This is a genomic window from Microbacterium sp. Clip185 (assembly GCF_028743715.1).
In the GTDB taxonomy this organism is placed as follows: domain Bacteria; phylum Actinomycetota; class Actinomycetes; order Actinomycetales; family Microbacteriaceae; genus Microbacterium.
Map to the genome: position 1 here is coordinate 26,855 of NZ_CP117996.1, position 19,960 is coordinate 46,814.

Annotated in this window: 17 protein-coding genes; 10 read left to right on the forward strand and 7 right to left on the reverse strand. The window is 65.9% G+C overall.

Annotated features, from left to right (window positions below; all coding sequences use genetic code 11):
* Positions 1-61 precede the first annotated feature (61 nt).
* The 3 genes from PQV94_RS00150 to PQV94_RS00160 are packed head-to-tail and all read left to right on the forward strand — an operon-like array spanning position 62 to position 2,522.
* Positions 62-916, forward strand: a complete 855-nt coding sequence (locus PQV94_RS00150; protein WP_274286802.1) for an ABC transporter substrate-binding protein — start codon at positions 62-64, stop codon at positions 914-916.
* Positions 917-918: 2 nt separating this feature from the next.
* Positions 919-1,779, forward strand: a complete 861-nt coding sequence (locus PQV94_RS00155; protein WP_274286803.1) for an amino acid ABC transporter permease — start codon at positions 919-921, stop codon at positions 1,777-1,779.
* Positions 1,776-2,522 (forward strand): amino acid ABC transporter ATP-binding protein, encoded by a 747-nt coding sequence (locus PQV94_RS00160; protein WP_274286804.1) that lies wholly within the window; start codon positions 1,776-1,778, stop codon positions 2,520-2,522. Before PQV94_RS00155 ends, PQV94_RS00160 begins: the two co-directional genes overlap by 4 nt.
* 238 nt (positions 2,523-2,760) lie before the next feature.
* Here the strand turns inward: PQV94_RS00160 and PQV94_RS00165 are convergent, their stop codons facing one another.
* Genes PQV94_RS00165 through PQV94_RS00175 form a run of 3 tightly spaced genes read right to left on the reverse strand, consistent with a single transcriptional unit; the run spans position 2,761 to position 5,888 of the window.
* Positions 2,761-3,828, reverse strand: a complete 1,068-nt coding sequence (locus PQV94_RS00165) for a hypothetical protein (protein WP_274286805.1) — start codon at positions 3,826-3,828, stop codon at positions 2,761-2,763.
* 12 nt (positions 3,829-3,840) lie between these two features.
* Positions 3,841-4,905: a hypothetical protein gene (locus PQV94_RS00170; RefSeq protein WP_274286806.1), complete on the reverse strand. Its 1,065-nt coding sequence runs from the start codon at positions 4,903-4,905 to the stop codon at positions 3,841-3,843.
* On the reverse strand, positions 4,902-5,888 hold the full coding sequence (locus PQV94_RS00175) for a hypothetical protein (protein WP_274286807.1): 987 nt from the start codon (positions 5,886-5,888) through the stop codon (positions 4,902-4,904). Before PQV94_RS00175 ends, PQV94_RS00170 begins: the two co-directional genes overlap by 4 nt.
* Positions 5,889-6,077: 189 nt before the next feature.
* Between PQV94_RS00175 and rpsF the strand changes: the two genes are divergently transcribed.
* The 4 genes from rpsF to rplI are packed head-to-tail and all read left to right on the forward strand — an operon-like array spanning position 6,078 to position 7,704.
* Positions 6,078-6,434 (forward strand): 30S ribosomal protein S6, encoded by a 357-nt coding sequence (rpsF, locus tag PQV94_RS00180; protein WP_137419238.1) that lies wholly within the window; start codon positions 6,078-6,080, stop codon positions 6,432-6,434.
* A gap of 5 nt (positions 6,435-6,439) precedes the next feature.
* Positions 6,440-6,958 (forward strand): single-stranded DNA-binding protein, encoded by a 519-nt coding sequence (locus PQV94_RS00185; protein ID WP_234074055.1) that lies wholly within the window; start codon positions 6,440-6,442, stop codon positions 6,956-6,958.
* A gap of 27 nt (positions 6,959-6,985) precedes the next feature.
* Entirely contained in the window at positions 6,986-7,240 is a 255-nt protein-coding gene (gene rpsR, locus PQV94_RS00190) for a 30S ribosomal protein S18 (RefSeq protein ID WP_137418536.1), read from the forward strand.
* A gap of 11 nt (positions 7,241-7,251) precedes the next feature.
* Positions 7,252-7,704 (forward strand): 50S ribosomal protein L9, encoded by a 453-nt coding sequence (gene rplI, locus PQV94_RS00195; protein ID WP_137418537.1) that lies wholly within the window; start codon positions 7,252-7,254, stop codon positions 7,702-7,704.
* Positions 7,705-7,769: 65 nt separating this feature from the next.
* Here the strand turns inward: rplI and PQV94_RS00200 are convergent, their stop codons facing one another.
* Both PQV94_RS00200 and PQV94_RS00205 read right to left on the reverse strand, forming a co-directional pair.
* A complete protein-coding gene (locus tag PQV94_RS00200; protein WP_274286808.1) occupies positions 7,770-9,314 on the reverse strand; it encodes a chaplin family protein in 1,545 nt (514 codons plus the stop codon).
* 98 nt (positions 9,315-9,412) lie between these two features.
* Positions 9,413-10,420, reverse strand: a complete 1,008-nt coding sequence (locus PQV94_RS00205) for a hypothetical protein (RefSeq protein WP_274286809.1) — start codon at positions 10,418-10,420, stop codon at positions 9,413-9,415.
* Between the two features lie 551 nt (positions 10,421-10,971).
* Between PQV94_RS00205 and dnaB the strand changes: the two genes are divergently transcribed.
* The 3 genes from dnaB to PQV94_RS00220 all read left to right on the forward strand — a co-directional run bounded on the left by dnaB (position 10,972) and on the right by PQV94_RS00220 (position 13,776).
* A complete protein-coding gene (gene dnaB, locus PQV94_RS00210; RefSeq protein ID WP_274286810.1) occupies positions 10,972-12,336 on the forward strand; it encodes a replicative DNA helicase in 1,365 nt (454 codons plus the stop codon).
* A 284-nt stretch (positions 12,337-12,620) separates the two neighbouring features.
* A complete protein-coding gene (locus PQV94_RS00215) occupies positions 12,621-13,619 on the forward strand; it encodes a GAF domain-containing protein (protein ID WP_274286811.1) in 999 nt (332 codons plus the stop codon).
* The gene (locus PQV94_RS00220; protein WP_274286812.1) at positions 13,612-13,776 is read left to right on the forward strand and encodes a hypothetical protein; all 165 of its coding nucleotides are present in this window, start codon (positions 13,612-13,614) and stop codon (positions 13,774-13,776) included. Before PQV94_RS00215 ends, PQV94_RS00220 begins: the two co-directional genes overlap by 8 nt.
* A 552-nt stretch (positions 13,777-14,328) precedes the next feature.
* Here the strand turns inward: PQV94_RS00220 and PQV94_RS00225 are convergent.
* Together PQV94_RS00225 and PQV94_RS00230 are read right to left on the reverse strand one after the other, a co-directional pair.
* Complete coding sequence (locus PQV94_RS00225; RefSeq protein WP_274286813.1) at positions 14,329-18,282, reverse strand: helix-turn-helix domain-containing protein; 3,954 nt, start codon at positions 18,280-18,282, stop codon at positions 14,329-14,331.
* Complete coding sequence (locus PQV94_RS00230) at positions 18,228-18,638, reverse strand: helix-turn-helix domain-containing protein (protein WP_274286814.1); 411 nt, start codon at positions 18,636-18,638, stop codon at positions 18,228-18,230. The genes PQV94_RS00225 and PQV94_RS00230 overlap by 55 nt, the downstream gene beginning before the upstream one ends.
* Positions 18,639-19,960: the final 1,322 nt, after the last annotated feature.

The following is a 19,960-nucleotide window of genomic DNA, read 5'->3' on the forward strand; positions in this document are numbered from 1 at the left end:
GTCGGACACAGCAACCCGCCGACGCCCGACCCGACACCCCCTCTTCTTGCTTGGAGTCCCCGTGATCACGACCGCCCGCCTCCGGCGCCTGACCGTCGGTGCCGCTCTCGGCGCTGTCGCGGCGCTCGCACTGACCGCCTGTGCCTTCGCCGGTGAGTCCGCTCCGGCCGCATCCGAGGACGGATCCCTTCCGACCCTCACCGCCGGCAAGCTCACCATCGCCACCGGTGAGCCGGCGTACGACCCCTGGATCGTCGACAACGACCCCTCCAACCAGAAGGGCTTCGAGTCGGCCGTCTCCTACGCGCTGGCGGAGAAGCTCGGCTTTTCGGCCGACGACGTCGTGTGGGTGCGTTCCACGTTCGACAGCGCGATCGCACCCGGACCCAAGGACTGGGACCTCAACATCCAGCAGTTCTCGGTGACCGATGAGCGCAAGCAGGCCGTCGACTTCTCGTCGCCGTACTACACGACCTCGCAGGCCGTCGTGACCTCGGAGAGCTCCGCCGCGGCGAACGCGACCACGATCGACGAGCTCAAGGGCTACACGGTCGGCGTCATGAGCGGCACGACCAGCTACACCGTCGCCGCCGAGGAGCTCGGCACCGACAAGCTCAGCGTCTTCAACAACAACGACGACGTCGTGCTCGCCTTCCAGTCCGGCCAGATCGACGCGTTCGTGATCGACCTGCCCACCGCGTTCTACCTCGCGAACGCCGAGCTCGATGGCGGCAAGATCCTCGGCCAGTTCGCCGACACGACAGGCGGCGACCAGCTCGCGTACGTGCTGCCCAAGGGTTCCGAGCTGACCGAGCCGGTGTCGAAGGCGCTCGATGAGCTCCGCGCGGACGGCACGCTCGACGAGCTGCAGAAGACCTGGCTGAGCGAGGCCGTCGACGTTCCGGTCCTCGGCTGAACATGACCACGACCGACGCCGCGTGGCAGCCGAGCGAGCTCGAGCTCGCCCGGCGCGCCACGCGGCGCCGGCAGTCCACGAAATCGGTGCTGATCGCGCTCGCGAGCACCGTCGTCTTCGTGGCCGTCGTCGGCTACGCGATCGTCTCCAGCCCCGGCTGGGAAGACGTGCGCCGGAGCTTCTTCGACGTCGACATCGCGCTCGCCGCCTTCCCCTCGGTGCTCGCCGGGCTGTGGGTCAACATCCAGGTGCTGCTGGTGGCCGCCCTCGCCGTCGCGGTGATCGGCACGCTGCTGGCAGTGATGCGCTCGCTGCGCGGCCCGGTGTTCTTCCCGCTCCGCGCCCTCGCGACGGTCTACACCGACCTCTTCCGCGGGATGCCGCTGCTGATCGTGCTGTACCTCGTCGGGTTCGGCATCCCCGCCCTCGGCATCTTCGGCCGCGTCCCGGTCGTGCTCTGGGGCACCATCGCGATCGTCCTCACCTACTCGGCGTATGTGGCGGAGGTGCTCCGCGCGGGCATGGAGGCGGTGCATCCCTCGCAGCGCATCGCCGCCCGCTCGCTCGGACTCAGCCACGCGCAGACCCTGCGCATCGTCGTCATCCCGCAGGGTGTGCGCAAGGTCGTGCCCGCCCTCATGAACGACTTCGTGTCGATGCAGAAGGATGTGGGACTCATCTCCGTCCTCGGTGCCGTCGACGCCGTGCGCGCCGCCCAGATCCAGGTCGCCGCCACCTACAACTTCACCCCGTACATCGTGGCGGGGCTCCTCTTCGTCGCCATGAGCCTGCCGATGATCCGGCTCACCGACTGGGTCTCGGCACGCCTCGCCCGCCGCGAACAGACCGGCGGTGTCGTATGAGCGTGCTCGACGTCATCGGCGTGCGCAAGGACTTCGGCGACCACCAGGTGCTACGCGGCATCGACCTGACTCTCGCCCAGCACGAGGTCGTGGTGCTCATCGGCGCCTCCGGTTCGGGCAAGTCGACACTGCTGCGCACGATCAACCTCATCGAGCGGGTCGACGACGGCCGCATCCTGCTCAGCGGTGACGACATCACCGATCCCACGGTCGACCAGGATGCGGTGCGCGCCCGCATCGGCGTCGTGTTCCAGCACTTCAATCTCTTCCCGCATCTGCGCGTGATCGACAACGTCACGCTTGCTGCGCGCCGCGTGCACGGCGTGCCGCGCGAGCAGGCGCGTGCGCGCGGAATGGAGCTGCTCGAGACGCTGGGCCTCGGGGTGAAGGCACGTGAGTTCCCCGACCGCCTGTCGGGCGGCCAGCAGCAGCGCGTCGCGATCGTCCGCGCGATCATGACCGATCCGGAGCTCCTGCTGCTCGACGAGATCACGAGCGCGCTCGACCCGCAGCTCGTCGGCGAGGTGCTCGATCTGGTGCGCGAGCTCAAGACCCGTGGCTCCACCATCCTGATGGCGACGCACGAGATGTCGTTCGCACGTGAGGTGGCCGACCGCATCATGTTCATGCAGGGCGGCACGATCATCGAGCAGGGAACGCCCGCGCAGGTGTTCGATGCCCCGCAGCATCCCGAGACGATCCGGTTCCTCGAGCGCGAACGCCGCGGCGGCGCCCTCGCCTGAGCCCGCGCCGCGCTCGAGTGCTCTCGCGGACGCGCGCGTGCTCGAGGGACGCACCTTCGTGTTCGAGGGACGCGTCTTGCGGCTCATGAGCCCCAAAACCCGCGTTTCGGGTCCCTCGAACAGGGGGTGAGTCCGTTCGAGGGACGCGTGTTGCGGCCTCGAGCCCCGAATTTGCGCGTTTCGAGTCCCTTGAACAAGCGGTGGGTGGCTTCAGGGGACGCGTACTGCGGATGCGGGATCAGCGGGCGAGGGAGAACACGAAGACGAGCTCGAGCACGAAGACGGCCACGAGGACGAACAGCCCGAGCACGACCTTCAGCAGTTGCCGCTTTCGGCGCAGGCGCTGGCCGCCGGCCGCGACGGCCGGGGGTGGGGTGACCATCGGCGACGGGGATTCGGCGGATGCGGTCTCGGGCAGCTTGTCGTCGCGCCAGCGCGCCCACTGGTCGAGCTTCTGCGTGACGGCGTCGACCGTGGCAAGCAGCCAGGTCCAGGTCTCCGGGTCCGTCGTCACCAAGGGACGCTTCGCGTAGAGGAACAGCCAGTCGTCAACGATCTCGACGTCGAGCTGAGCCGCGTTGTCGATGAATCGGGCCATGATGTCGGGCGTGAACAGATAGAGGGCGTCCCGTTCGTAGCCCGCCGGGCAGTACAGCGCGAAGTGCCGGTCGAAGTCGCCTTCGAGGCTCAGGCGCTGCTCCCGATCAATGGTCACCGGCAGATTGGATTGCCCCATCACGCCGTTGTTCTCTCGAGCGTCGAGCACGATGTTCGGCAGCTGCACGTCGAGCTTGATGGCCACGTAGCCCCACCGATACGCGTCGTAAGAGTTGTCGCCCGTCGTGTAGCGGTAGTTCGAGAACTCGACGAAACGGCCACCGCCGCGACGCAGCACGGGAAAGGATGCGCGGAAGCGACCCAGATGGAAGATGACACCGGGAAGGTCGCGGTCGAGCTCCTTCCCTTCGTTGACCAACCCGTTCGCGCGAGCGAACATCGCGATCCGGTAGATGTACTCCTCTTGCGCGCTCAGGGCTCGGACGGACACGGCGTATCCGCCCACGGCCACCAGTGCAAGCGCCGCGACAGCCAGGAGGTCCAGTAGGGACGGTGTCGCCAACGAGCCGAGGAGGAAGGAGATGGCTGATGCCACGACGGAGATGACGAAACAGAACGCAGCCCCCATCGCCACGAGGCTGCCGAAGAACGCGGCGCGCGGCGTGTCGGTCGTGCGATTCTTGCGGCTGAACTCCTTCAGCTCGGCGGGGTCGATCGGAGCGGTGAGTGGCGTTGTGTCGATGGTCATCGGTTCACCGGTTCAGCGGGCGAGGGAAAACACGAAGACGATCTCCAGCACGAAGACGGCCACGAGGGCGAAGAGGGCAAGCAGACCCTTCAGGAGCTCTCGCTTCTGACGCAGACGCCGACCGCCGGCGGCGATAGCGGGCGGCGGGGTGACCAGAGGAGGCAGCGGCTCGGCGGATGAGGTCTCCGGCAGCTTGTCGTCGCGCCAGCGCTCCCACTGGTCGAGCTTCTGCGTGACGGCGTCGACGGTCGTCATGAGCCACATCCAGGTGGCGGGGTCCGTCGTGACCAGGGGACGCTTCGCGTACAGGAACAGCCAGTCGTCGACGATCTCGACATCCACCTGTCCGGCGTTGTCGATGAAGCGCGCCATGATGTCGGGGGTGAAGAGATAGAGGGCATCGCGTTCGTACCCCGCCGGGCAGTACAGGGTGAAGTGCTCGTCGAACTCCGCCCCCAGGCTCTGGCGCTGCTCTGGGCGAAGGACGACGGGTAGGTTCGACTGCCCCCAGAGCCCGTTGTTCCCTCGCGCGTCGAGCACGATGTTCGGAAGCAGGGCGTTGAGCTTGATCGCCACGTACCCCCAGCGGTACCGGTCGCTGCGGGCCCTCGCGTAGTGGTAATTCGAGAACTCGACGAACCGTCCGTCTTCTCGCCGGAGAACCGGTGAGGCGACGCGCGACCGTCCGACCGTGAAGAGGATTCCGGGAAGCTTGCGATCGAGCTCCCTCCCTTCGTTCACGAACCCGTTGGCCTGAACGAACCTGGCGAATCGGTACCTCGCCATCTTGTACTGCTGATTAGCCCGCTCGGACGCCCTCCACCCGACGGCCGTGAGCAGCAGCGCGACGATGAGGGGAAGAACCCCCAGGACAAGCGTGTCCAAGAAGGCCTCTGCCACGAGGCCGATGAAGATCATGACGAGCGCGAAGCCCGCGCCGCAGAGACCCAGGAGCACCATCCACGCCTCGAGACTGCCGCCCTCGAGCGGAGGCCCGACGGTGCGGTTCTTGCGGAGGAATTCCTTCAGCTCGGCGGGGTCGACCGGGGCGGTGAGCGGCGTCGTGTCGAGGGTCATCGGTTCACCGCATCCGCATCCCACTGCAGCGACGAGCCCGCGGGTAGCGGGAGGGCTTCGAGCGCGGGGTCGGCGCACAGGGCTTCGATCAACCCCGCGTCGCCGCCGATGATCGTGGAGTCGAAGTCGACCTCGGTGGCCAGCACCCACGACCGGTCCGACGGCCACATGAGCGACGGGGATGCGGCGAACTGCGCGAATCCGGCGCGCTCCATCTCCGCATCGCGCCACGGGACCTCGTGCGGCCAGGTGGGTTCGGCGAAGACATCCAGCGGGCCCCAGAAGAGCACGTAGTCGCGGCCGGGCAGCGACAACCGCGGTCCACGCGACGCAGCGTCGTCGAGGATGCCGGGCTGCCAGCTCTCCTTCGCATACGGACGATTGAAGGGGTCCCGCATCGCGTGGGCCAGCATCTCCTGGTGCCGCTCGAGGTCGGGCTCGTCCGAGGCGGTGAACACCGCCCGCGACGGGGTGATCCCGTAGTGGCCGACCAGACCGCCCCACCCCTCCCACACGGCGGCGTACCCGACGGCGGTGCCGCGCGCGGCGAGGTGCCGACCGATGGCGGCGAGGGTCGCGGCATCCAGCTCGCCCTCGCGCGGGGCTTCGTATTCCCAGCCATCGTCGGAGCGGGAGCGTGCGCCGTAGATGGGGCCGTCGATCGGGGCGCGACCGACCAGGGCGCCCCACTGCGCCGTCGGGTGAAGCCGGGTACCGAAGGATGCGGCGGCGTCGCCCCATCGCGCGACCTCGGAGTCGATCTCGGGCTGTGCGTCGGCGAAGGCGTCCCATGCACGCCGATGCTCGTCCTGCGGAAGGGGCGGCCACGCCATCCCGACCGGCCGCGACCGCGTCGTTGGGTGGAAGATGCGGGCGTACGCGGCGAAGCCGCGGGGAACGACGTCGTGCATCGTCCCTTCCCAGGGATCGTCCGTCCGCTCACGCAGCCAGTCACCGACCGAGACGTCCGGGGTCCACTCCATGCGGCCACGCTACCGGCCGCGATCTGGCTCGGATGCGGCGGCGGGCCGCATCCGCTAGACTTCTGAGGTTGTCTGGATACATCTGTGTCCCGACACGTGCATTACACCCTCCTGCTGCCGGGAAGTGCCCGGTAGCCGTTCTAGTCCGAAGGAGGTGGGTTAGTGACGCACTCGCACCAGTACGAGCTCATGGTCATCTTCGACCCCGAGATCGACGAGCGTCAGGTTGCCCCCAACCTCGACAAGTTCCTGAAGGTCATCACCAACGATGGCGGTTCGGTGGACAAGGTCGATGTCTGGGGCCGTCGTCGTCTCGCGTACGAGATCCAGAAGAAGTCCGAGGGCATCTACGCCGTCGTCAACTTCGTCGCCACCAGCGAGGCCACGCAGGAGCTCGACCGTCAGCTGAAGCTGAACGAGTCGATCCTTCGCACCAAGGTCCTCCGTGCCGAAGAGGCGATCGCTCAGGTCGCCGCCGAAGCCAAGCGCTCCGAGGAGAAGGCAGCCCGCAAGGCGGCCGCTCCCGCGAAGGCAGCGAAGGCCTAAGGCTCATGGCCGGCGAAACCGTCATCACCGTCGTGGGTAACCTCACGGCCGATCCCGAACTGCGTTACACGCAGAACGGGCTCCCCGTCGCGAACTTCACGATCGCCTCCACGCCGCGCAATTTCGATCGCGCGTCGGGTGAATGGAAGGACGGCGAAGCGCTGTTCCTTCGTGCATCGGTGTGGCGTGAGTTCGCCGAGCACGTTGCGGGCTCGCTGACGAAGGGAAGCCGCGTCATCGCGACCGGCCGCCTGAAGCAGCGCTCCTACCAGGACCGTGAGGGCAACAACCGCACCTCCATCGAGCTCGAGGTCGACGAGATCGGCCCGAGCCTGCGCTACGCCACCGCTCAGGTGACGCGCGCGGCCGGTGGCAACAGCGGTGGTGGCGGCGGACAGTCGCGTGCCCAGGTCGCCGACGAGCCGTGGGCGACCCCCGGCTCGCCTGCCGGCGGCAACAACACGGCGAACGGTGCCGACGCATGGGGCGCCCCCGGCGCCTACGGCGACGACACCCCGTTCTGACAACACACTTCTTCTTAAGGAAACAACATGGCTGGAAAGTCGAGCGGCGACCGCCGCAAGCCGCGGAAGGGCGCGAAGAACGCTGCTCCCGCGAAGGCGATCCGCGTCGGCGTCATTGACTACAAGGACGTCGCCACGCTTCGCAAGTTCATCTCCGAGCGTGGAAAGATCCGCGCCCGTCGTATCACCGGTGTCTCGGTGCAGGAGCAGCGTCTGATCGCCCGCGCGATCAAGAACGCCCGTGAAATGGCGCTCCTGCCCTACGCTGGCGCAGGCCGGTAAGGGGTACCGACATGGCAAAGCTGATTCTCACGAACGAGGTCACCGGGCTCGGTAGCGCCGGTGACGTGGTCGAGGTCAAGAACGGGTACGCCCGCAACTACCTCATCCCCCAGGGCTTCGCTGTCGCGTGGACCCGTGGTGGCGAGAAGCAGGTCGCGTCGATCCGCGCCGCCCGCGAGGCTCGCGCGATCCACGACCACGAGGACGCCGTCGCACTGAAGAACGCTCTCGAGGCCGACAAGGTCAAGCTCACCGTCAAGGCGGGCGCTGAGGGTCGTCTGTTCGGCTCGGTCAAGACCGAGGACGTCGCCAACGCCGTCAAGACCGCCGGCATCGGCGAGATCGACAAGCGCAAGGTGCAGTTCACGTCGCCGATCAAGTCGGTGGGTGTGCACGAGGCCACGGTTCGTCTTCGCGACGACGTGACCGCCGTGATCTCCCTCCAGGTGGTCGCCGCGAAGTAACGCCTACAGGGCATGCCGGATGGCGGGGAGTCGATGAGACTCCCCGCCATCCGCCGTTTTCACCCTCAGATCCGAGCGTGACGGCGGCGGGCGATGAGCGCGATGAGCGCGCCGAACCCTGCCAGGAGGAAGGCGCCGAGCGCGAGGCCCGCCACATCCGCTCCGCCCGTCATCGCGAGCGACCCGTCAGCTGTCCGGGCACCGGCACTGACGACGCCGGTCACCGCAGCGGGGCTTCCATTCGCGCCGGGCGTTCCCGGGGTACCGGGCGTTCCGGGCGTTCCGGGCGTTCCGGGCGTTCCGGGCGTTCCGGGCGTGCCGGGCGTTCCGGGCGTGCCGGGCGTGCCGGGGGTACCGGGCGTTCCGGGCGTGCCGGGCTCACCAGGCGTGCCGGGCTCACCGGGGGTTCCCGGGGTGGTTCCCGGGTTCTCCGTCGTCGAGTCGCCCGTCACCGAGATGGCGTTGCCGCCGAGGGTGATCGGCGCCGTGATGGGAAGGGCCACCTGCGTGCCGCCGAGGATGCCGTCCTCACCCGACGTGAGCACCGGAACCGTGCCGTTGCCGGTCGGAGCGACCGTCTCGGCGTCGGTGGAGGTGCTGTCGCCCGTGAGCGAGATGGCGTTGCCGCCCGCGGTGACCGGGGCCGTGATCGGCGCGAGCACCTGGCTGCCGCCGAGGATGCCGTCCGTCCCGTCCGTCATCGCCCCGTCGGTGCTGCCGGAGCCGGTGGTGCCGGTCGCCGTGGCGGCGTCGGTCGTGGTGCTGTCTCCGGTGAGGGAGATGGCGTTGCCGCCGACCGTGACCGGTGCGGCGATCGGGGCGACCGCCTGCGTGCCGCCGAGGACGCCGTCCGTGCCGTTCGTCATCGCGCCGTCGGTGCTGCCGGAGCCAGTGGAGGCGGGTGCCGTGGCGGCGTCCGTGGTGGTGCTGTCGCCGAGCAGAGAGATCGCGTTGCCGCCGACCGTGACCGGGGCGGTGACGGGTGCGACGACCTGGGTGCCGCTGACGGCGCCGTCGGAGCCGCCGGTCATCGCGCCGTCCGCGCTGCCGGACCCGGCAGTTCCCGCGGCCGTGGTGGCGTCCGTGGTCTCGCTGTCGCCGAGAAGCGAGATGGCGTTGCCGCTGACGGTGACCGGTGCGGTGACAGGTGCGACGACCTGCGTGCCGCTGACGGCGCCGTCGGAGCCGTCCGTGGTTGCAGCCGTGCCCGCATCCGACGTCGGCGCGGCGGGCGCCGTCTCGGCGCCGGACGACGTGCTGTCGCCGGTGAGCGAGATGCTCGTGCCGCTGACGGTGACGGGGATCGTCACATCGACCAGCGCCTGGGTGCCGCTGGCGATCCCTTCGGTGCCGGACGTCTCGTCCGATCCTGTGCTGGGCGTGGGCGCGGCCACCTCGGTCGCCGCATCCTGCGACGCGGAGTCTCCCAGCAGGGAGATGGCGTTGCCGCTGACCGTCACGGGGACCGCGACGTTGATCAGCCCTTGGGTGCCCGAGAGCAGGCCGTCCTGCCCGTCTGTCTCGGCCGCGTTCGCGACCGTTGCTCCGGCGAGGGCGATGCCGCCGCCGATGAGCGCTCCGAGGAGCACTCGCTTTGCGAATGTACGCATGATTCTGTCTCCTGATTGATCGATTCGGACCGCGCATAAGCGCGGATGCACGCGAGCGTGCAGGGGATGTGTCGCGCGTGAGACGCGACCCGAATCGGTCAGTCGGGAGAGATGTCGGTGTCGAAGACCGGGGAAGAGGGAAGGTCGTCGTCGCCGTCACGGGGAGCGACGGCCGAGCCCGCAGAACCAGGCCACGCGGAGCCGTTCACCCATCCGAGGGCGAAGCTCAGCGGGCCGGAGGAGGAGCCCGAGGAAGACGAGCCGGAGGGCGCAGAGCCCTCCCACGGAGCGGAGTGTCCGGGCAACGGCGGTGCGCCGAAGAGATCCAGGCTGCGGGCGGGTGCGGCCGCACTCGGCGTGGCGAACGCGGCTCCGCCGGCTCCCGCGACGCTCGCATGGCGCGCGTCCACCGTTGCTGCCAGCGCGGCCACGAGGGCTGCGGTGGCTGCTTCCTGCGTCGGGTGAGGACCCGCGCCGGGCTCGGATACCTGGTCCGTGCCCGGAATGGGAACGGACGGGACGACTCCCCCGCTCGTCGGGTGACCGGGCGTGCCGATGACGGTGCCGACCGTGTCGTCCACCGAGCCGACCACACCGGGAACAGCGCCGACCACGCCGGAAACGACGCCCACCGCGCTCGGAAGGTCGATCGCGCGGACGACGTCGGAGATGACGGGAACCGGCTCCACGATCCCACCCACCCCGTCGACGACCGGCTGCACGACGTCGGTGACGACGGGCTGCACGATCTCGGTGACAACGGGCTCGACAACGGGCTGAAGCTCCGGGACGACCTCGGGCACGTAGGCGACAGTGTCCGACACGGTGGTCGTCACGGTCGAGACCGTCTGCGAAGCCGCATCCGCCACGGGGGCGACGGGCGGAAGAATGTCGCTGACGGCGTCCGTGGTCGCTCCGACGAGGTCTGACGCCGCGCCTGTGACGCCGCCTACGAGTCCGATGAGGCCTCCGCGATCGTCGTCTTCGGCGTGCGCGGTAGAGGGGGAAGTCAGCACGGAAATGCCGGCCCACAGCAGGCCGACGCCGGCGGCGAGCAGGAGGAACCGGCCCGCGCGTCGCGATGATCCGTTCACTGACTCGTCCACGTCACCCCCTGTGCGTCATCGGCAGGGTCAGTTGTGCCCGGCACCTTACTCAGGTCCCGGCGTGTCGCAGGGGGCTTGCGCAACGGGCGGAAACGTGGCAGAGGCACGCGCCTCGAGTCGGTGATCCGGCGGGTGGGCCTGTGCACAACTCGGGTCGATTCGCAACCTTAAAGCACCACTTCAACCACATGACATTCCGCAGGTGTGGGTAACAGGAAAGTCCAGACCAGGACACATAAAACTGACCCGTCAAGGAGCGGGTTATCCACTTATCCACAGTGCTCGTCCACAGGGTGCGCGGCGTTTCGCGCAATTTCCCCACAGGGTTATCCACAGGGCCGTTTGCGTGGGAAATGGGTCGACTTTAGCGTGGGGGAGGCTTCAGAGCCGGCCCGAGAAAAGGCCCCGCGCGCGTCAGGGGAGACGCAGTGTCGGAGGCGGGTGATGTGCTTGCGCATCGTCCCGTTTCCGTGCGCGCGGGTGCGCGTAACGCGGGTCGATCACGTTCGAACAGCGACGCCTTCCGGCGCCAGAGGGGAGTGTGGACACTCGTGTCCATCGCCGACATCCCAGCGGACCGCCTCGAGCCCCGACGCGAGTACGAACGAACGCCTCCGCACGACGTGCTCGCCGAGCAGAGCACCTTGGGCGGCATGCTCCTGTCGAAGGATGCGGTGGCCGACGTCATCGAGAGCCTGCGCGGTGCGGACTTCTATGTCCCCAAGCACGAGCTGATCTTCGAGGCCATCCTCACGCTCTACTCGCACGGCGAGCCGACCGATGTCATCGCCGTCACCGACGAGCTCATCAAGACCGGTGATCTGCAGCGCGCGGGTGGTGCCGACTACCTGCACACGCTGACCTCGATCGTTCCGACCGCGGCGAACGCCGGCTACTACGCGTCGATCGTCTCGGAGCGCGCGTTGCTGCGTCGTCTCGTCGAGGCGGGGACGCGCATCGTGCAGATGGGCTACGCCGGTCAGGGTGAGGCGACCGAGATCGTGAACGCGGCGCAGGCCGAGATCTACTCGGTGACCGGAACCGAGACCACCGAGGACTACGTGCCGCTGACGACGGCGGTGGATGCGGCCGTCGAGGAGATCGAGGCCGCTCGCGGTCGCGACGGCTCGATGACGGGTGTGCCAACGGGCTTCGCTCAGCTCGACGAGTTGACGAACGGTCTGCACGGCGGTCAGATGATCGTCGTCGCCGCTCGCCCTGCCATGGGTAAGTCGACGCTCGCGCTCGACTTCGCCCGGGCGGCGGCCATCAAGCACAACATGCCCGCGATCTTCTTCTCGCTCGAAATGGGCCGCAGCGAGATCGCGATGCGTCTGATGAGCGCCGAGGGGGCCATCCCGCTGCAGAACATGCGCAAGGGAACCCTCGACCAGCGCGACTGGACGACCGTCGCCGCCACTCGCGGCCGCATCAACGACGCGCCCCTGTACATCGACGACAGCCCCAACATGACGCTCGTCGAGATCCGCGCGAAGTGCCGCCGCCTGAAGCAGCGCGTGGGACTCAAGATGGTGATCATCGACTACCTGCAGCTGATGACCAGCGGCAAGAAGGTCGAGTCGCGTCAGCAGGAGGTCAGCGAGTTCTCACGTGCGCTCAAGCTGCTCGCGAAGGAGCTGCAGGTTCCCGTCATCGCGCTGTCTCAGCTGAACCGTGGCTCCGAGCAGCGCCAGGACAAGCGCCCCCAGGTGAGCGACCTGCGTGAGTCCGGCTCGATCGAGCAGGACGCCGACATGGTCATGCTGCTGCACCGCGACTCGGTGTACGACAAGGACGTGCGCCCCGGCGAGGCCGACCTCATCATCGCGAAGCACCGTAACGGCCCGACCGCGACGATCGAGATCGCCTTCCAGGGTCACTTCTCGCGCTTCACCGACATGGCCGCGGGGATGTAGCTGTAGTTGTTTTTGAAATGTCCATATCGCGGGTGAAATGTCCACACGATGTCCATATGGACATTTCGGCGATTGAGGCCTGTGTGGGTGTAGCCTCCACGCCGAGACGGCGTCGACCACAGGTAGGGGACGAGCGCTTCGCCTTCGGGTCAGTTGATGAAGATGGGCCTCGTTCCTAGGAAACTCATCAAGGAGGGCGCTCGCGCGCGCGTCCAGGGCACGATGAACGGGCGTCGAGACGAAAAGGCTTAACGCGCACCGCTCGTCGACGCCGCATCTCCTGCATGTCAATCAGCTCCTTCTGCACGCCGGCGACCGGATATCCCGCGGCAGGATCAGCCTCGGACGCCGTAAGCCGCAGCGACCTCGACGAGGTCGATAGATTTAATGGCTATCCGCCGCGACATCGCTGGCCGGTTTCCCGACCTAGGAGTCGCGTGTCGCGTAGCAAGGTGAAGAAGAAGCGTCCGAAGCGTTGGCTACGCAATTGGTTCAGGGCGCGTTGGGTGTCGCTTTACGAGTCGCCGTTCGCGGAACTCGTCACAGCCGCCGGAACGGTCATTGGTAGCGCGATCATCTCCCTGTCCGGCGGTCTGGAGGATCGATGGTCGCTGATGGTCGCGGGGGCAATCATCATCGTGATCGGGCTGCTTCCAACTTGGGCACGGTCGATGTCGATCAATCGCGGGATGCGTCGGGATGCGCTCCTCGATGCGCGCGCCGATGTCGCTGACGCGTACGTCAGACGAGTCCTGAGCGACGCAGCGGAACTGGTCGGTGTGGCGAGGGCGCAGCGCGTCGCGCAGGCCGCTCAGGAGATCGCTACGGTCGTTGACGAGATCTGGAAACGCTTCTACAGCGGCAGCGACACCGTGCGCGTCATCTACTACGCGATCAGTGACGATGAGACGAAGCTCGAGCCCTCCGTCGTGGAGGGGCGAGAGGGTGACGCGCGATCATTCGACGCGACCGCGGACCTGCGCGGTCAGCTTGGGCTCGATCGCCTCGACATCGACGAGTTGTTCGAGTACCACGAAGACGTGGAAGAGCTCCCCGACGAGTGGGGATCAAGGGATCGAGGCTATGTCTCCTTCATCAGCATTCCTGTGCGTGTCGGTGGCCAGGGATACGGTCTCATCAGCGTCGATTCATCCGTTGAGGGAGAACTCGATGCGCGAGACGGTGAATCGCTCGCCGTATACGCGTCTGCGCTGGGCTTTTACTTCGCCGCAGCCGCTCGTGGTAGACATGGACGTAACACAGGAGGTGAAGCAGATGGCTGAGATCAAGAGTGTCAAACTCAACGCAACGAAGGTGGCCGAGCGAGCGAAGCGCGAATCGAAAGCCGCCACCTTCACCGCGGAGCAGCGTGCGAAGACGATCCTCCGGAACCGCGCCGCTCAGCGCGCGAACCAGACGCAGCGCGCTCGTTTTTCCTAACGTCGCCGGGCCGCGATCTCATCGTGGCGCAGACGGACGGCATGCATCACCTGAGTCACGTATCTCGCTGCACCCTTCACATTTCGGCCGGTGAGTGTCGTGGCGTTCGACCCTTTGCTCTCGGAGCCGTATCCGGGATTCGTCCGCGACGCTCGCGTGCCCGACCTCATCGAACCCTTGATCCTCGACATCGTAAGCCCCCTGCTTATCCGCGTCACCGGGACGGAAGCCGGCCGTGCTCGCCGCATCGTTTCCCGCTGGAACGGATTACGAACTAGATGAGCTGATTTGCGCGGTCAGCGACCGCGCTGCGGGCCGCGATATCGATCAGGTGGCCCCTCAATGAGGACGCTTCGTCTATTCGACTGCGATCTCGAGTCGATAGCCAATCTGATGCGGGCTACAGAACGTACTGTTCTCTCCAATCGCATCCCATCGGACGCGCACTCGGGCCGGCGGCATGCGGACGCAACACCTTAGTCGCGACCGTTGCGTGCATGCGGCGCGGACCGATTCTGACAGTCGATGCAGAATCGCCCTTCTTCCTACTACTCAGGCCCCGTCCGCGTCCCATTTCGCTTCAGCGTCCGCACGCTGAGCCTGTCGCTCGTATCCACGTGCGACCGCCTTGAGGGCGCGGTGCACTCGGCGCCAGTCCTCACGCTCGTCCGCGCGGGCCCTAAATCGGTGGGCAAGTTCCCGCTCCTGATCCCCACCCTCGTAGATGCCCTTGGTCCAGGAGCCTCGAGCGTCCATCACTCCGCCGACGAAACCGTTCTCCATCTCGTGAGTGCCGACGATCTCTAGCACCTCGCACACCGCGCCCGCAGGCCATCCCTCGGCAGCTTCGCCTGCACCGTATGCGAGCACAGCCCCCAGCATCTCGTCACCCACCTTTGCTCGATCGCGCTCTGCCAGCAGAGAACGACACTCGATGACCCACCGCGTCAATTCCTTGGCGTCAGGGATCCAAGTTGTACCGTCCGTACCCGGTAGCTGCTTCCAATCGCGAAGCACACGCCAAGCGAGAGCAGATGCTGCCGGATCTCTCGAGTCATCCTTCGGCTTGCTCGCCGGTCGCGTCGCAAGACAAACCAGCTCCACGAACTCTGCTGGGTTCGAACGGAGTACCCGATACAGCGCGGCGGGGTAGTGCGTCGTTCGGTCAAGCAGTGGAAAGAAGAGATACTCGTACCGCGCCATCACGCCGTCCGAGGCCCCCTTGTTGGCGAGGTAGTCGAGCGCGGTTCCAATCCTGTGCGATGCCCCCCTCAGTTCCTCGGCCGAGTTGCCACTCAAGATCTCATCGAGTGCCGCGGTTGCATCGTCGGGCCCCATCACGACCGGGCCGCCCTTCTCCTCATGAGTGAGGGCAAAGTCGAACAGCTGGAGTGCACTGACCGGGCGGTGACGGTCGAGCAGCTCTCTAAAGGCCCGAGACCGTTCCCCTTCACCGATCACCCATGGACTCACGTTGGACCAGTAGGCATCGACCAAGCTCGTTTCGATGCGCTCCAGCAGATCCCATGTCGCTGGCTTCGCTTCCATGGTTAGCGCCAATGCCAGGCGATCCGTCGGTGCTTCATGCAACTCGCGCAGTCTGGCCTCGATCCACGCTAATCCACCTTCAGTGAGCGATCGACGCGCGAAGTAGGACTGAGCGGCCTGTCGCCGGGCCTGCCTTTCACCGAGCAGCCAGTCGAGCGCCCAGCCATCAATCTCAGCGGTAGACAGCTCCACGAGCAGAACGCCAATGATGTGGGGGTTGTCAACCTTGTCGATCAACATCTCCAATTCATCGCGCCCTACCTGCACGATCTCAGCCACCGCGGTCCTTTGCCTCGCGGGCACGTCGACCGTCGCTGCCGAGTCGTCATCGTCGAGGCCCAACCGACCCCGGTCCCATCCGAACAAGGCAGCATGTTCCGATGCCTTGCCGGGATCAGGCAGCGCCGCCAGTACATGCCGCAGCTTGTCCAGCTTCTCATTCGAGAGTGCCCAGTGAGCGTCGGCGAATTCCTCATGACGCAGGACCTCAGCGTGGAGCGCATCCCACAGCCTCCGCGCCGACAACGTCGACATATCCGTAGCTGCTGCCGCGGCGAGCATCGCGTCCGTCGCGATGTCGTAATCACGAGGATGGAGATCGTCCAGCAAGGGAACGACATCAACCCAACGGTCTACGTCAGTCCCCGCCAAATCGACAACCATCTGAGTCACCTCGCCGACAAAGGTTCCCCACTCTGCGACGGAGACCTCTTGCGTTTCCGGGCCCCAATCTCGATAAGTCGGGTTGCTTGGGCTCATCGAGAACGAGTTCGAGTTCGGCAGCAACTGGAGCAGGAGACGCCAGCCAAGGTCGGGCCGCCGATCGACTAGTCGTCGAAGCACCGACATCTTTGACGACATTCCGGCAGCCGTGTACTGGATCCACGGCAGGAGAAGGTTCTCGAGGCTTCGGAATGCGGTGTTGCCGGAGTTTTCTCGCCCGTGGTCGTAATCGGTCAACCGAGCCAGGACGTTCATCGCGCTCGGAAAGTGCTCTCGTGAACGCGCGAGCACTTCAAGCGCCCACAGAAGGTAAACATGCGGCGAAGTCTGAGACAGCACATCCGTCTGCTCATCGGCGGGCGGAAAGAGGCTCTTGAGGCTTGGAGCCTCGTCTCCCAGGTCGTCCAACAGCGTATCCAAGAACAACTCGGGCGCGGCTTCGGCGAGAGTGGGTAGCACGTGTGCGATGCGCTTCCAGCCTTCGGTCCCGAGCCCCGAAGCTCGCGACAAGATCCGACCGACTACACGCTCAGCCCAATCCTTCCCCGCGCGGCCCGCGACCTCGCCTCCAATCAGTGCCATTAGCGCGACCCCTCCCGCGAGGCCCTCTTCGATCTCGCGCGAGTGCGGCCGCTTCTCCCCTCGCAACTGCGCGGCAAAACGCGCAGCCGCGTCCGGAATATCCAGCGGGTTGTGCTCGAACAATGCTCCTTCGACCACCTCCGACCACCGCTCGAGGTCGGAGCTCGTCAGGGCAGGGAATAGAGAGAGCGACGCTTCGACCGGTGCTGTCACTCGCCAGGCATCTCCCGCGCGCACGAATACGGGATCATCACCGCTGGAGAGCGACACAATTACCGACTCAAGTTCGTCCCAGTCGGCACGAACCAAGCGTTCGAGCAGAGCACGGTCGCCGTCGTCCGCCGTCCATTGCACCGCAAGTGCTAGGCGCGAAGCAGCCGCTAGATCATCTCGGCGCGAATCGGGAACCGCGGACTGAGCCCGGGAGTCCAACGCCAGGGACCGGAAGAACGCCTTCGGACTTCTGCGGTAGAGCGCGGCCATCCTCTCCGCTTCGCGTGATGCAATACCCGATTCCTGGAGGACCCGTGACGTCTCGCTGCGCCCAGGGACTGCGACTTCGACGAGGTCGGCGCCGGGCTTGACGGCCATCCCTTTGTGGGCGAGAAGGATGACCGGGTGCCCCCCATTGGCAGCCAACGCGAGGGACGGCTCCGGGAACGTCGGGATCAGAAGATGCGGCACATTGCTTTCTGAAAGCCGCGCCCAAGCCGCGGCGCTCTCCACGAGGATGGCCGACGGACGATCCTCAAGGGCATGCAGCGCCACGTACGTGACCGCGAGAGCTTCCTCGATCGAACGACCCTGAACAGTGAGCATTCGTCGTGAGTCGGTCGAGCCAAGGAGCGCCGCTATACCCTCGCGCACGAACTCCTGACTTGCGGCGAATAGCTGCTCGGGCAACTCCACCCGCATCGAGAGCCGGAACTCATGCCACCATCGTTCGATCGTCTGCACATCTCGCGGGTAGCGACCAAGAAGCTCCGAGAGCCAGATGTGAGCTGACGGGGTCTTCTGAAGCCATCCCTCAAGGTCATCGGCGTCCAGCGCCGACACACTCGAGAACTCGCCTTCCGCGGACTTGCCCTCAGCCCACGCAGTCTTACCAGACCAACGCCTCGTCGTCACGAACACAAAATTCGTTATGATGCGCTCCTCCTTGGGCAGGGCGAGGCGATTCGTATAGTCGCTTTCTGCTTTACCCGCGGCATTCTGGTCAGTACCGAGTTCGAAGCGCAGCCGACCCGCAGGAAGGTAGCTGGCGTATGTGCCGTCAGACATCGCGAGTCCATCCCAGCCACGAAGCGCGACGCCGTCGCCAGCTCGCACGGAGAGCTGGGTGATGCCTGGCGTCGCATCGAGAAGGCGACGCAGCATTTCGGGCGCCTTCTCCTGAGCGACTCTGCCGCCCCACGCATTCAGGTCGTTCGCTGTCACCCGCTCAGGCTCGACGTCGCGGACTCGAACGTTGGGCGTGACTTCTTCGCCCCGGGCCGCAGCAAAGGCATCGATGTCCTCGGCCCGAAACTTGGTCCGGTTTGAGCCGGGGATGCTGGCTACCGGCAGTCGACCATCCCTCGCCATGTTCCGCACCGTATTCACGTGAAGGCCCAGTCGCTTCGCCGCTTCGCCGACTCCAATGAACTCGTCCACACGTACATTCTACACAAGGCGAGGTGCTGAATGTAGGTTTTGTAGAAATGAGTTGACACGGTCAATCGCTCGGGTGGATTGCGGCTCGCGGGCGATGCGCTGCGAGGGATTTCTCTTGCTGTGCGCCTCGGCTCGATGGCGCTCGTGAGAGCCGTCTGCACCGACGACCGTCGGCCATCACCCGGCTTCGACTCGCCCTTCTCGTACTTTTGGTACGTGTAGCGCGTCAGGCCGGAGTGGTACGCGACGTACTCCTGGCTGAGCCCGCGCTCCTGGCGGAGTCGTTGAAGGTTCGTGGCGAGCTGGCCGGCATAGTCACTCCAGGCCGCATCCTCGCGTCTGGTCCGCTTTGCCACCGATCCAGCGTTCCCGTGAGCCGGCGTCGGTATGGCCTAATTGGCATGGCATTCGTGAAGATCGCGACAGCCTCGTTCTGCTAACTCCAGGCGCGCAGTGCGTCTGTCACAGTCGGGGCATCGCGAACCAGTGATGTCCGCCAAGCGAGTGTTCCCTCGTGTTGCATGCGATATATGACCATGAACTGATGGACTCCCAAGCTGTTCGCGACAGCATCAACCCAGGCTTCGCTGACTCTTGCTGGCACGACGGGAAGTCCATCGCCGAATGACCAATGCGCGGCGAGAGAGTCGGCTGCGTCCTCAACGTTCGTCTCGGACCCCACTTCGGCATCCATCTCATCGACGATCGGCACCGATCCCGCATGCCCGAGCGGGACGTGCGCGGCCTCGTGCAAGAGCGTGAAGAGGACCTTATCGAGACGCTTACCGCGCCCCGTGAGTCCGATGACGGGATTCCCAATGTCCACAATCGCGCACCCGTCCAGAACCTGCTCAATCCGCGAACGACGGCCTGGTGTCCGACACTGGCTGGTGTTGATCCACGTTGGGTAGCGATCTGCAGGAAAGCTATCGACCAGGATCGGACGAGGCTCAAACGCTCGGTAAAGAGTACGTTGGCGGTCGTTGCCGCGCGGGTACGCCGAGATTTTCCGACCGATAGTGGCCCATCCCGGCCCAGTCAACGGCTTATCGCGCGATCAAAAAGCCAACGCCTGGAAGCGGCACCTTCACCGCATGAAAGCGAAGCGTTCGATCGCGAACAGGCCTGCCGCGCCCTACCCGGGCTTCGCGCAACCATGCACGCTGAGTACGTGCTGCTCGACTCAACTCCGCTCAACGCATTCGGTTTCGCGCCCATCGCGGGCCGTTGGATGCGCGTAGACCTCACGGTGGCGATGGATCTCTACGACCGCTCGATTTCCCTGAGCGTTCAATCGTGCTCATCCACGCCCGAGCGGACAACCAGCCTTCAGGCTCCAAGGCGTAACGAAAGTTCTGGAGCGGTACACATACTCGCTGAACTTCCATAGTCGCAGCGTCAACGCATTCGGACGGACCTGCATCGAGCATGGTGCAGTCACCTGTCGGCGCGCGAGCACACACTAGTCTCGACGTATGGATCGGCGAAGGCGAATAAGATCGTTGGCTACTGAGATTTATGGAGCTGGGTGGGCGGTCGCATATCCCGATCACCCGCTCCTCGCTCGGGGCCCCGATATCTTGGGGCAAGACGATCGCGGCCTCGTAGCAGAGTTTGTTTATGAAAACCCATCAGAGGATCTCGACGATAAACGAGAAGCGGTTCGGATATTGCTCGC